Origin of the sequence: Streptococcus canis (assembly GCF_900636575.1) — a bacterium.
GTDB classification, from domain to species: domain Bacteria; phylum Bacillota; class Bacilli; order Lactobacillales; family Streptococcaceae; genus Streptococcus; species Streptococcus canis.
This window is the reverse complement of record NZ_LR134293.1, coordinates 1,117,501-1,131,318: the sequence shown is the minus strand read 5'-3', so window position 1 is coordinate 1,131,318 and position 13,818 is coordinate 1,117,501. Positions and strand designations below refer to the sequence as shown.

The following is a 13,818-nucleotide window of genomic DNA, read 5'->3' as shown; positions in this document are numbered from 1 at the left end:
TTAATAGCAATAGCCAAGAAAAAAACCTGATATGATAGCTCCCCTTTTCCTTAATCACTTCTAACAAAGGATCAGGCTTGCTAAAAAGAGAGATTGTAGAACCCTTGTCACCTTTCTTTGCCAACAAACAATGCCAAATGATTTTCGGCCATGCTTGAATGAATATAGACTTCTCCTTTACTAAGGACTAACATGCCTTGGCAGAAGCCCAACAGTCAGCTATCTTTTTCTTAATGATAACTTTTTAGTTTAATCATATTCTCTATTTTATCATAAGTCCCTTCATTACAACAACTAAATCATGAGAGCTTTTAGCTAATCCCCTCCTAACTTCTTCCCCAATCTCGTTTTGACGACAAGGTAAAAAGAGTAAGGTCAAATCCTGCTCAACAGCGAGTTCAATTCCTTACTCCATCAGTCATATCATTCTATTTGAGAAAGCCTACTGGCGTACTGGCGCAGGCTACCGAAAAAGCTTCAATGCTAAGGACCATGAGGACAAACGAAGCGTCCCTAGACTCCTTTTAATTAAACCAAGCGGTTGTGAGTAGCTACTTCCTTAAACCAATAAGCTGAAGCTTTGGGACGTCGGACTTGGGTATGGATATTATTTTCCACAAGGCCATAGCGGTTTTTATAGGCATTGAGCCAAGACCAACAGTCAATAGGGGTCCATACATGGTAACCAAAACAATTAGAGCCAGCTTCTATTCCTTTGTGGAGATAAGTTAAATGTTCTTTCAAAAATTGAATGCGGTAATCATCTTGAATCTGACCATTTTTATCCCGATAACGGTCTTCTCCTGAAATACCCACCCCATTTTCAGATAAGAACCAAGGAATATTCCCATAATGGTCTCGCATCTTGATAGCAATATCATAGACAGCCTCGGGATAAATTTCCCAGCCCTTATCCACATTCATACGACGACCAGGCATCAAGTAAGCATCGTAATACCATTCTGGACTCCAAGAAGGGCTAATCACTGGAATAACATCAGGAGCCTTCACGCGCTTAGGCTGGTAAAAATTCAATCCCAAGTAATCCACCCGATTGTCAGCAATAAGAGACAATTCTTCTGGCGTTGATTGCCACAAAACCCCATCTTGTTTCAGTACCGCAACCAATTCTTCTGGGAATTTCCCATGAACAGCCGCAGCCATAAACAAGTCATTATTCCAAAGCTCTGCAAAATGCGCAGCAGCCATGTCCGCCTCTGACTGGCTAGCTGGGTAGGCTGGCGTCAGGTTGAGAATGGTTCCAATACGGCCATTACTAAACTCTGTTTGACCTTGTCTGTATGCTTGAATAACCTTGGCTGTGGCTAGAACTAGATTATAGGCGACCTGTACTGCTTTTTTCCCATCCACGATAGCTGGGTAATGAAATTGCATTAAATAAGAGCCTTCCACAACGACCATAGGTTCATTGTGGACAAACCAATCCTTGACCCGATCACCAAATTGTTCAAAACAAACCTTAGCAAAGGCGACAAATAAGTCCACAACACGTTTGGATTCCCAGCCACCATAGGCTTGATAGAGGGCAATTGGCAGGTCAAAATGATGCAAATTGATCACAGGGCGAATACCGTTGGCCAAACAAGCATTGATTACTCGGTTATAATAAGCAAGGCCATCAGGATTAATGGTAGCCTGCTCAAAATCATCTATCAAACGTGTCCACTGAATTGAGGTACGGTAGGAATTGTGCCCTAGTGAAGCTAACAAGGCCAAATCTGACTCAATCTGATGATAGGCATCCGAAGCGGTATCAGGTCCCACGTCATCATAAAACAAGCTAGGCTCTTGCTCATACCAATAATCAAAGAGATTACGGTGCTGTTTAGCAAAACGCCCTTCACTTTGAGGACCTGAAGTGGCTCCTCCCCACCAAAACTCTTTTGGAAATGCTAACATATCATTCCTTTCTAGCCACTAGCGGTTAAGCATAATCTTCAGGTCTTGCTTGAGTAACCAGACCTTGATTAGCTATTGCTTGATCTTGTTTTTGACAGTAAATACGATAATAGCGACTTGGAATGTCACTTCCAATACGGTGTTTATCTTCTTGTAAATCCGCATAGAGTGTTTCCAAATGAGGTTTCTGCTCTAAAATGGCCTGCCAAAGTACCTGATCCTTTTCCACCCGTTCAAACCAAGGAGCAATCGCTTGTTGAAAGGCTGGCTTATCTAGCTTTTTCAACGTATTGACAAGTTCTACCAATTCAGCTACCCAAGCCGATAAAGTTGGTACATCGTTAGCTACTAGGGCTTCTTCCACTTCAAAAGGAAGATCCCTGTGCAAATGCCGGTTGCCATTATGCCAAGCAAATGCTTGTAAAGCCAGGGCTAATTCAGCATCTCCTGCATAGTCTGTCAACGTTTCTAGCCAAGAATGACTAGGCTGATAACGATTAGCATCCCACAGATAATGGCTCATATCTGTCAAGGTCAGCTTAGATAATTCCCAGCTAATCATTGGATTAGAGACAATCCCCTTGACCTGATAGTCTGACTGGCATAAAAATGGTGAGCGATTCGCAAATGGGGTTAAAAAGAGCCGCTCTGGATCCTTTTGATAATCATTAACAGGAATATTATCCCAAATAATGATGGGCCGGTGGTAAATCGCTGCCATGGTTTCAATATCTATCTGCGAAATTTGACTAGCTAGCGTACTTGGACCTGTCCAGAAAAAAGCAACTTCTTTAGGAATCCTTTCTGACAGTTCTTGCAAATAGATAGAATCATGATGATTATCGTATTCTGTCGGACAAACCACCAATTCTGGTGCAGCATGTTGCTGGTTTAAAAAGTGGTAAACCTGTGTTGCCAAGTGGGCTTGGGCATAGGCAGTTTTTTTGAAACGTCTTTCTACCGCGTCCACAATCTGATAGTCAATGTCATCTAGCAACAGCCCAAAACGGCAGATACCTAACTCTAGAAGTTGTTGCAATTTTTGATAAAGTAATTGGTAATCTTCTTCCTTGGTATAGTCAAAATCAAGTCCTGGACTAATCATGTACCAAAAATCAATCCCTTCTTCCTTGGCTACTGCAAGTAGCTCTCTGAAATAAGCAATCCAATCATCAGGATACAGGTCTCGCCACTGTTTGCGTTGGTAATCATCATCTTTTGGCGCATACATATAAGTATTCATGCTTTTATTCCCAATAAAACGTAGACAGTCGATCCGCTCCTCTCGTGTCCAAGGTTTTCCATAAAATCCCTCAATCACTCCACGCATAGCAAATGAAGGGCTGTGCTTGACAGAGACAATCGGCAAATAAAGTTTGCCGCCTTTGAAGGTCATGACTTTGAGTAAAGCTTCTTGGGCGTAGCGAAATCCCCTGAGATTTTGGCTTTCAATGGTGATTTCCTTATCCTCTGAAACTTTCAGGGTAAAGGCATCCTTATCCAGCTGACGGTTAAAGAGGTGTTTAAAGGTCAACTCTGCTTGCCCTTCTTCCACCCACTGAAAACAGGCTGACCTTGTCAATTCTGCCAGCAGGGCTTTTTGATTCTCAAAACGAAAAAAACGGCCCACAAATCGACAAGTCAAAGGCGTGTCAAAGATGAGGTAGTCTCCTCTTGTAATGACTTCTTGATAGCCTTTTAAAGCGTGATAAATGATCATTCTTATTCTCCTTCATCTGAGCCAAAAGCTCGTGATATTAATTTCTTTTAGTGACTACTTTCTCTGATAAACACTTGAACAGGCAACTGGCAAGATACCACTGCTAGGTCTGGCTCATGAATACTCTGCAGCAAGAGCCTAGCTGCTTCTTGCCCCATTTGGTAAAAGTCTTGAGCCGCTGTGCTTAATTTGGGAGTCAATAAACGAGAGGCTTGGCTATTATCAAAGCCAACAATGGCGACTTTATCAGGAATTGATAAGCCAACCTGTGTGATTTTTTGAATCAGTTGAATAGCCAACCAATCATTTTCCACCACAAGTCCTGTTTTAGTGGCTGGTGTTTCCAATAAGGCTTCCACCAGACGATTCAGGTAAGCATCCGATGTTTCAGTCTCTGTTTTAGGAAAATAATGGGGTTTCAGAGACGCTTCTGCCATGGCTTCCAAATAACCTAAATAACGGTCTCTAACAGACGATACTTCTCCAAAAGAACCTGTTGCTACAAACCTAATCTGATCACATGCTTGCTCAATCAAGTGTTGCGTCAATTGATAGGCACCGCCTTTATTATCCGCCACAACAGCTGGAAACTGAAACAGCTCTAAAGATTTATCCAGCAAAACTAGAGGAATGTGATGGTTATCACAATAAAAGAGTAAATCAATACTATGATTGACATCTTCAGGATAATAAATAACCCCGGCATAACCGGACAATTCTTCCAAATGAACTGTACTGGCTAGTTGCACCATCAACCGATAACCTTTTTCAGCAATATAAGTCATGATGCCCTTGGCATAATCACCCAATTCATAATCTGAAGCAAAAGGAAGAATCAACAGCAAATCCTTATTCTTTTCAGGAGACTTCACTTGCTTTTCAGCTACGAAACTTCCTTTTCCACGGCTTCTCGTGATTAGGCCTTCTTGCTCCAGTTCTACAAGTGCTCGCTTAGAAGTGATGCGGCTTACCAAAAATTGTTCTGACAATTCCTTTTCGGTGGGTAAGCGATCACCAATTCGCAAGCGACCTGATTCTATTTGTTCTTTTATAAAATGATATATCTTTTTATACAATAATTCTGTCATTCTTTACTCCTGTCATTAGTATAGCATGTCCAAAAAGAGTTGTAAACCTTTTCAAAAACTTATAGACAAAGTTTAACTTATCGTTTATAATGAAACAAAAGATAAATGATATATCATTTCGGAGGATATGACATGACAAGACCAATTCCAGCTAGTGTCAGCCAGTTTATAGCCAAGGTGGAAAGCCTTTGTGGAGACCAACATGCTGACTGGGCTCTTAATTTTAAAACAAGCTTTGCCAATACTCTGGAGACAACTTTAAAAACCGACAAGGACGGTACTAGTTTTCTCCTAACTGGCGATATTCCTGCCATGTGGTTACGTGATTCCACTGCGCAAATGAAACCTTACCTATTTCTAGCCAAGGAAGATGAGGAAATTAGAAAGATTATTGCTGGTTTGGTCAAACGCCAATTCCGCTACATTTGTATCGATCCCTATGCCAATGCCTTCAACGAGGAAGCTAATGGAAAAGGACACCAAACCGACCACACTCAAATGAATCCTTGGATTTGGGAACGCAAATATGAGATTGATTCCCTTTGCTACCCTATTCAGCTAGCCTACCTGCTCTATCGTGAAACAGGAAGTACTGATCATTTTAATAAAGATTTTCATCGTGGGGTAGAACTCATTCTTGACCTATGGACAGTTGAACAAGACCACACCCAGTCTCCTTACTTATTTGAACGAGATACTTGGCGCAAAGAAGATACCCTAACACATAAGGGAAAAGGAAATCCTGTCGCACCAACTGGGATGACTTGGTCAGGCTTTAGACCAAGTGATGATGCTTGTCAATATGGTTACCTCATTCCTTCAAATATGTTTGCAGTGGTTGTGCTTTCTTACCTTGAAACCTTATATAGCAACCTTTTTCACAATAAACAAGTGGCTCATCGTGCTAAAATCCTGAAAGAAGCTATTCAATCAGGTATTGCCAACCATGCCCTTGTTCAAAATAGCAAGGGAGAAACCATTTACGCTTACGAAGTGGATGGCCTGGGACATTTTTCCATCATGGATGATGCTAATATTCCAAGTCTCCTCGCTGCGCCTTACCTTGGTTTTTGCGCTAAAGATGACCCTATTTACCTAGCAACACGCCGTACTATTCTCAGTCAAGAAAACCCTTATTATTACCAGGGAAGTGCCGCAGCAGGCATCGGTTCCTCCCACACACCAGACAATTATATTTGGCATATTGCCCTTGCCTTACAAGGATTGACCGCTCTTGACCAAGACAGTAAAAAAGAGATGCTTGATTTGCTTGTAGCAACAGACGCCGGTACCCACTTAATGCACGAGGGCTTTGATGTCAACAATCCTTATCAGTATACCCGTGAGTGGTTCTCTTGGGCCAACATGATGTTCTGTGAATTACTTCTTGACTATCTCGGCTTTAGTATTGCCCCTTAGAAAGCGAGGCCTTTATGGCAACTAAAAAAGTACACATTATTTCACACAGTCATTGGGATCGCGAGTGGTATATGGCCTATGAGCAACACCACATGCGTCTGATTAACTTAATAGATGACCTGTTAGAGCTTTTTCAAACAGACCCTGATTTTCATAGCTTTCATTTAGATGGACAAACCATTATCCTAGATGATTATTTACAAGTGCGCCCTGAACGTGAAGCTGACATTAGACAAGCCATTGCTGATGGCAAACTCCGTATCGGTCCCTTCTATATCTTACAGGACGATTTTTTGACTAGCAGCGAATCCAATGTGCGCAACATGCTTATTGGCAAAGAAGACTGTGACAAATGGGGAGCTAGTGTCCCACTTGGCTATTTTCCAGATACCTTTGGAAATATGGGACAAACACCACAATTGATGTCAAAAGCTGACCTACATGCTGCTGCCTTTGGTCGTGGCATTCGTCCAACTGGATTTAACAATCAAGTGGATACCAGTGAAAAATACAGCTCCCAATTCTCTGAAATCAGCTGGCATGGACCAGACGACAGTCATATTCTTGGCCTCCTCTTCGCCAACTGGTACAGCAATGGCAACGAGATTCCAACAACAGAGACTGAGGCACGGATTTTCTGGGATCAAAAATTAGCTGACGCCGAACGCTTTGCCTCAACCAAGCACCTTCTCATGATGAATGGCGTAGACCATCAACCCGTACAACTTGATGTCACCAAGGCAATCGCCTTAGCCAACCAACTCTATCCTGACTACGAATTTGTGCATTCCTGCTTTGAAGATTACTTGGCTGATCTTGCAAATGATTTACCAGAAAACCTCTCAACTGTTCAAGGAGAAATTACTAGCCAAGAAACCGATGGCTGGTACACTCTTGCCAATACAGCCTCTTCTCGTATTTACCTCAAACAAGCCAATACCAGAGTCTCTCGCCAACTCGAAAATATTACTGAACCCTTAGCAGCAATGGCTTATGATGTAACAAGTACCTACCCTCATGACCAACTGCGTTACGCTTGGAAAACTCTGATGCAAAATCACCCTCATGATTCTATCTGTGGGTGTAGTGTCGATAGTGTTCATCAAGAAATGATGACGCGCTTTGAAAAAGCTCACCAAGTTGGTCATTATTTAGCCGAGAAAGCTGTCAAGCAACTTGCTGATGCCATTGATACCAGTGACTTTCCAACAGATAGCCAGCCCTTTCTCTTATTTAATACCAGTGGTCACACAAAAACAAGGGTTACCGAAATCAGCCTAACTTGGAAAAAATACCATTTTGGCCAACGTTTCCCTAAAGATGTTTACCAAGAAGCTGAGGATTACTTAGCAGGACTTTCTCAATCTTTCCACGTCATTGACACTAGCGGACAAGTGATACCCGAAGCAGAAATCCTTGAGACATGCATTGCCTTTGACTACGATTTGCCAGAGCGAACCTTCCGAGAACCTTATTTTGCCATCAAGGTCACTTTACGCCTACCAGTCACCCTTCCAGCCATGTCTTGGAAAGCCTTGGCATTACAACTAGGAGATGGCGCAACACCTTCTCAAACAATACCAGCCCCACTCTATAATGATAATAATAAGTGTCTCGAAAATGATTTTCTAAAAGTCATGATACAATCTGATGGGCGTTTAACCATCACGGACAAAGAATCTGGTCTTACCTATCAAGACCTGTTACGCTTTGAAGACTGTGGTGATATCGGCAATGAATACATTTCTCGCCAACCAAATCACGAACAGCCCTTTTATGCGGACCAGGGCACAACTTGTCTAGCCATCCTCAGCAATACTGCCCAGTTAGCAGAAATCGAAATAAGTCAAACCTTTGCCATTCCTGTCTCCGCTGATGACCGCTTACGGGCTGAGATGGAGGCTGTCATTGACATCACAGAACGCCAAGCAGGACGCTCACAAAAAAAGGCTGAGCTAACCTTAAAAACCCTTATCCGTATGGAGAAAGAGAACCCTCGTCTTCAATTTACCACAAGTTTTGATAATCAAATGACTAATCATCGCTTGCGTGTCTTGTTCCCAACTCACCTTAAAACAGACCAGCATCTTGCTGACAGCATTTTTGAAACTGTGGAACGCCCAAATCAACCACACGCTACCTTTTGGAAGAATCCAAGTAACCCACAACACCAAGAATGCTTTGTGAGTCTCTTTGATGGTGAAAATGGAGTCACTATTGGTAACTACGGTCTCAACGAATACGAGATTTTACCAGATACCAATACCATCGCCATCACTCTCCTACGTTCTATTGGTGAAATGGGCGACTGGGGTTATTTCCCTACTCCTGAAGCCCAATGCCTCGGCCAGCACAGCCTTTCTTATAGTTTTGAAAGCATCACTAAGCAAACACAATTTGCTAGCTACTGGCGGGCTCAGGAAGGACAAGTTCCTGTTATTGCCACACAAACAGACCAACACGAGGGACGATTAGCCGCAGAATATAGTTATCTGACAGGTACAAACGACCAAGTTGCCCTCACAGCCTTTAAACGTCGCCTATCTGATAATGCCCTCATCACGCGTTGTTATAACCTCTCAAACCATAAAGCTTGTGACTTTAGCCTAAACCTGCCAAACCACAAAGCCAAGGTCACTAATTTGTTAGAAAAAGATAGCAACCAAACCTTGCCCAACCAGCTTGGAAAAGCTGACATCCTAACCTTAGCCTGGCAGAAAGAATAAGCCATTGGCACTAGCAACAAATCAATACATTTAAAAAGAGGCCGTTTGTCCAGCCTCTTTTCATCCCTATACAAGTTATGGTAACTTACTTTATCGTAAGTATTTCGTTTATCCTATCCTCCCTTATAATTATTGTTGAAACCTATTATCAATTGTACTGGTATCAATTTTAAAAAAACATAAGAATAAGCCAAAAGACAACTAACAGCTTTATCCCCTGATGATAACTCGCCATCTCAGTATTTGTCTTATCCACAAAAACACGAGAACACTGATAACAATGTTCTCGTTTACTTTGAGTTATCTAACTTTTTTAATCCTCCAAGACTAACTAAGACAAAATACTTGAAAAACAACATAAAATCAAGGATTCTCAGCATTCCTTCCTTTGTAGCTTCACTACAGCCTCGGTTCTTGCCGTATGAGGGAACATATCAACCGACTGGATGTAAACCACTTCATACACCTTAACTAGAGAAACCAAGTCGCGGGCTAAGGTGGATGTATTACAAGACACGTAAACCATCTGCTCTGGTTGGTAATGAAGAATCGTTTTTAATAATTTATCATCTAAACCAGTTCTTGGCGGATCGACAATGATAGCATCGGCCCGATAACCTTGTTTATACCATTTGGGAATAATATCCTCTGCCTTCCCTGCCTCATAGTAAGTATTGTCAAAGCCCATGGCCTTGGCATTTTTCTGTGCATCCTCAATCGCTTCTGGAATAATATCCATGCCACGAACAGACTTGACCTTACCTGCAAAAGCGAAACCAATTGAGCCAACGCCACAATAGGCATCGATAATGTGATCTGTACCCCCTACATCCAAAGCTTTAACCACCTCGCCATACAAAACCTCTGTCTGCTCCGGATTAAGCTGGTAAAAAGCTCTCGGTGACAACGCAAATCCATAATCCAAAACTACTTCATGGATTGCCTCTTGACCCCATAGAATTTCAGTTTCGTCCCCATAAATCTCACTCGATTTAGAGCGATTAATATTCAAAGCCACCGTCTTAATTTGAGGAAAAGCCTTGGTCAATTCTCCAATGAGTCCCGCCAAACTAATTTCCTTACTACTCACAATAATAATCTGCACCTGCTCACTAGCCTGTGCTTTCCGAACCATTACCGTCCGAATACCAGCAATGTTTCGCTCATTGTAAACAGGCAACTTGTACCTATCCACTAACTGTGTGATACGATTAATAATCTCTTGTGTCAATGTATCCTGTACCAAACAATGATTAATAGGAACCAAACGGTGACTACCTTGAGAAAAGAGACCAGCTTTGACCGATCCTCCAAATGACCTTAACTGAAACTGTAACTTTGCTCTATAGTGATCTGGCTTTTTCATCCCCTTGGTAGGCTTAATATTAAATCGCTCATAACCGGCTGGTTTGAATTTTTTAAGAGCTTGCCTAATCACATCATCTTTAAAATCTAGCTGTTTAGGATAGGCTAGATGCATAATTTGGCATCCGCCACAAGTTTCATAAATAGGACAAGCTGGTTTGACACGATGCTTGGAAACCTTGTTTACCGTTAACAGCTTGGCCTCTGCAAAATTTCGCTTGACCGCAATGACTTGGCAAAAAACATCCTCTCCCTTTAAAGCACCAGGGACAAATACCAAGGTTTTCTGATAAAAACCAATGCCTTCACCATTGATTCCCATCCGCTTAATTTTTAAAGGAATCTTCTGTTTAACCTTTACAACCATCTCTTCCCCTTACTTCCTCTACTATCCTAATCTCATCACCAAAAACAGCTACAAGCAATACTTTTTTAGCAGTATTTCCGTCTTCTATTCTACCATTTTTGCTATAATGTAGATATGAAAATCACTAAAATCGAAAAGAAAAAACGCCTTTACTTTATCGAATTGGACAATAATCATTCCTTTTATGTGACAGAAGATACCATTGTTCGCTTTATGCTGAGTAAAGATAACGTCCTTGACAATAATCAACTTGAAGACATCAAACATTTTGACCAACTGTCCTACGGCAAAAATCTGGCCCTTTATTTTCTCTCCTTCCAGCAACGCAGCAAAAATCAAGTCACTGATTACCTGCGTAAACACGACATTGACGAAAACATCATTCCGGACATCATTCACCATCTCCAACAAGAACAATGGATAGATGATGCCAAATTGGTTGACACCTATATCCGTCAAAATCAGTTAAATGGTGATAAAGGTCCTCAAGTTTTAAAACAAAAACTATTACAAAAAGGCATAGCAAGCCAAGCTATTGACCCCATCTTATCCCAAACAGACTTTAACCAACTCGCTCAAAAAGTAAGTCAAAAACTCTTTAACAAATACCAAGGAAAACTTCCTCCCAAAGCCTTAAAAGATAAAATGATCCAATCCCTATTAACCAAAGGTTTCTCCTACGACCTCGCCAAAAACAGTCTACAACAGTTCCATTTTAAACAAGATGACCAGCAGACTGAAGACCTACTCGACAAAGAATTAGACAAGCAATACCGTAAACTCAGTCGCAAATATGATGGCTATACCCTCAAACAAAAACTTTTCCAGTCTCTCTACCGAAAAGGCTATGACAGCGACGATATCAATAGCAAATTAAGAGATTATCTCTAAGCTTGGTAAAATCAAGTGATTTTTTCACACATTTATGATAGACTATAAGGGATAAGTTTAATTGTAGAAAGTTGGTAAGGCATGAAATTACCTAAAGAAGGCGACTTTATTACAATTCAAAGTTATAAGCATGATGGTAGATTGCACCGCACCTGGCGCGATACTATGGTACTAAAAACAACTGAAAATGCCCTTATTGGAGTTAATGATCACACTCTTGTTACAGAAAGTGATGGCAGACGATGGGTCACTCGCGAACCTGCAATCGTTTATTTTCATAAAAAATATTGGTTCAACATCATAGCCATGATTCGAGATAATGGTGTCTCCTATTACTGTAACTTAGCTAGTCCATACACTATGGACACCGAAGCCCTCAAATACATTGATTACGATTTGGATGTCAAAGTCTTTGCGGATGGTGAAAAGCGATTACTTGATGTTGATGAATACGAGATTCATAAAAGAGAAATGCAGTATTCAGCTGATATGGACTTTATCCTAAAAGAAAATGTCAAAATATTAGTTGACTGGATTAATCATGAAAAAGGACCATTTTCCAAGGCCTATATCACTATTTGGTACAAACGTTATCTTGAACTGAAGAATCGTTAATAGTTGTCTGGCACTCCCTTGGAGTGCTTTATTACTAGAGAGGAAATATCCCTATGGCATTCCAAAAAGCAAAAGAACGCTACGCCAGCTTTGGTGTAGCCACCAGCCTCCCCCCAGAATTAATTGATACCTTTTGGGAAATCATTGATCACTACCTAAAAGGTGTCTTCCCACTAAACAATCTTCTTGTCTTCAAGCTCATCAAAAATAAACAATACCTTTCCTACGAATACATTGATCGTAAACGAGGATTACGTATCGTTTTTGATTACAAGGCTAGCTTTGATCCCTTCTACCCAAAAACAATTTACGTCGTTGACAACTCAGGCATTGAAACTATCTTGCTGCCGCACGAAATCAATTAAAAATATGCTAAACTTACCCGTGGTGCTAGATAATCTCAAACTACAATAAAAAGCCCCAAAGGACTATACTGTAAGTGCCTAACAAACAGGAGGTTAGTCCCAATGAGCCACTTACAGTATACCGCTAAATCTCATCACTTACAATGGAATAGCCATCAATTATCAAGTATTTGCTCTAAATTTTATCAAGACTATTGTCCTGAGCCATTAAAAAATCGACACAATGTTCATTTAAGCAAGGTTTCAGATGAATCACTCTTAGTCTTGCTTCTCTTGCAAGCTGAACTAGGAATAAGGTCCCAACGGCATTTCTATCGTATCTGCCAACTGTTTCCTTGTGGTCACCTTCTTGAACGAAGCCGTTTTAACCGACGAGCAAGACAGTTGATTTGGCTAGTTCAAGTCATCAGACAAGCTATGACTGCTCATATTTCTCCTGATGCCATTGTTATCATAGACAGTTTCCCCTTACCACTTTGTCAATCTGTCTGTAACTATAGAACACGTATTTTTAATGGCTTGGCAGACATTGGTTACAATGCTTCTAAACATCTTTAGTTTTATGGCTTCAAAGTACATATGCTGGTCACTTTATCAGGCTATATTCTGAATTATCTTGTGACACCAGCCTCTGTTCACGATATTAGAGCAGTTGATGACTTATTAGCAAATTGTCAGCAATCTTATGTTTTAGCAGACTTAGGCTATTTTAGTAAGGACCTTAAAGACTATTTGGGTCAAAAAGGCTATCATCTATGGACTCCTTTACGTCAAAACATGGCAGGAGCTAACCAACATAATCATTGGCAACTGATGGCTATGAGACGAACCATTGAGACACGCTTCTCAGAGCTTTGTGCTCTTTTTGATGTGGAACACACACTGACTAGAGGTTTAGCAGAACTGCAGTTAAGACTTGAGCAAATTGTACTAGCCTATCATTTGAGATATTTTGAAATTATCTAGCACCACGGGTTAAACTTATAATTACACATACATAACCTTACTAAAAAGACGTTCTCTGCTAATCTTTCAAAGGACGTCTTTTTTAGCATTTCTAATAAAACTAATTGACAATGTCCACTGATTTAAAATACATTAAGCAAAACTATTATCGCTCTATTAAATAGATTAATGGCATGTCCATCCCCAGCAAAAGTCAAAAAGAGGCAATAAAAAAGAAGATCTTAATGATCTTCCGAGGATTTTGAATTTTATCAATCATAAATCATGATAAAAAACAGAATTATAGTCCGTACGGGATTCGAACCCGTGTTACCGCCGTGAAAAGGCGGTGTCTTAACCCCTTGACCAACGGACCATAATAATATAGATAATGGGC

9 protein-coding genes, 2 tRNA genes and 1 pseudogene (1 of these 12 only partly in view) are annotated in these 13,818 nt (G+C 40.9%); 6 read left to right on the top strand and 6 right to left on the bottom strand.

The features are described from left to right. Positions 1 to 528: 528 nt before the first annotated feature. From EL097_RS05860 to EL097_RS05850, 3 genes are read right to left on the bottom strand one after another with little or no spacing between them, the layout of a single operon-like run. Entirely contained in the window at positions 529 to 1,920 is a 1,392-nt protein-coding gene (locus tag EL097_RS05860; protein WP_003044595.1) for a glycoside hydrolase family 1 protein, read from the bottom strand. A gap of 25 nt (positions 1,921 to 1,945) precedes the next feature. Further along, positions 1,946 to 3,640 (bottom strand): beta-N-acetylglucosaminidase domain-containing protein, encoded by a 1,695-nt coding sequence (locus tag EL097_RS05855; protein ID WP_003044598.1) that lies wholly within the window; start codon positions 3,638 to 3,640, stop codon positions 1,946 to 1,948. 47 nt (positions 3,641 to 3,687) lie between these two features. Next, positions 3,688 to 4,728, bottom strand: a complete 1,041-nt coding sequence (locus EL097_RS05850) for a GntR family transcriptional regulator (RefSeq protein ID WP_003044600.1) — start codon at positions 4,726 to 4,728, stop codon at positions 3,688 to 3,690. A gap of 132 nt (positions 4,729 to 4,860) precedes the next feature. Between EL097_RS05850 and EL097_RS05845 the strand changes: the two genes are divergently transcribed. Next, positions 4,861 to 6,147 (top strand): glycoside hydrolase family 125 protein, encoded by a 1,287-nt coding sequence (locus EL097_RS05845; RefSeq protein WP_003044603.1) that lies wholly within the window; start codon positions 4,861 to 4,863, stop codon positions 6,145 to 6,147. A 14-nt stretch (positions 6,148 to 6,161) separates the two neighbouring features. Continuing rightward, a complete protein-coding gene (locus tag EL097_RS05840) occupies positions 6,162 to 8,873 on the top strand; it encodes an alpha-mannosidase (RefSeq protein ID WP_003044606.1) in 2,712 nt (903 codons plus the stop codon). A 373-nt stretch (positions 8,874 to 9,246) separates the two neighbouring features. On the opposite strand, the gene rlmD is transcribed toward EL097_RS05840, so the two are convergent. Next, entirely contained in the window at positions 9,247 to 10,605 is a 1,359-nt protein-coding gene (gene rlmD, locus EL097_RS05835; protein WP_003044609.1) for a 23S rRNA (uracil(1939)-C(5))-methyltransferase RlmD, read from the bottom strand. A 114-nt stretch (positions 10,606 to 10,719) separates the two neighbouring features. On the opposite strand from rlmD, the gene recX reads away from it, so the two are divergent. The 4 genes and pseudogenes from recX to EL097_RS05815 all read left to right on the top strand — a co-directional run bounded on the left by recX (position 10,720) and on the right by EL097_RS05815 (position 13,442). After that, positions 10,720 to 11,496 (top strand): recombination regulator RecX, encoded by a 777-nt coding sequence (recX, locus tag EL097_RS05830; protein ID WP_003044611.1) that lies wholly within the window; start codon positions 10,720 to 10,722, stop codon positions 11,494 to 11,496. A gap of 81 nt (positions 11,497 to 11,577) precedes the next feature. Further along, complete coding sequence (gene ntdP / locus EL097_RS05825; RefSeq protein ID WP_003044613.1) at positions 11,578 to 12,111, top strand: nucleoside tri-diphosphate phosphatase; 534 nt, start codon at positions 11,578 to 11,580, stop codon at positions 12,109 to 12,111. Positions 12,112 to 12,164: 53 nt separating this feature from the next. Beyond that, entirely contained in the window at positions 12,165 to 12,476 is a 312-nt protein-coding gene (locus EL097_RS05820) for a DUF960 domain-containing protein (protein WP_003044615.1), read from the top strand. A gap of 102 nt (positions 12,477 to 12,578) precedes the next feature. Next, positions 12,579 to 13,442 (top strand): annotated as a pseudogene (locus EL097_RS05815) (IS982 family transposase). A 283-nt stretch (positions 13,443 to 13,725) separates the two neighbouring features. Here EL097_RS05815 and EL097_RS05810 read toward each other — a convergent pair. Beyond that, positions 13,726 to 13,797: transfer RNA gene (locus tag EL097_RS05810), tRNA-Glu, on the bottom strand. 16 nt (positions 13,798 to 13,813) lie between these two features. Next, positions 13,814 to 13,818: transfer RNA gene (locus EL097_RS05805), tRNA-Ile, on the bottom strand; it runs 69 nt beyond the window's last position.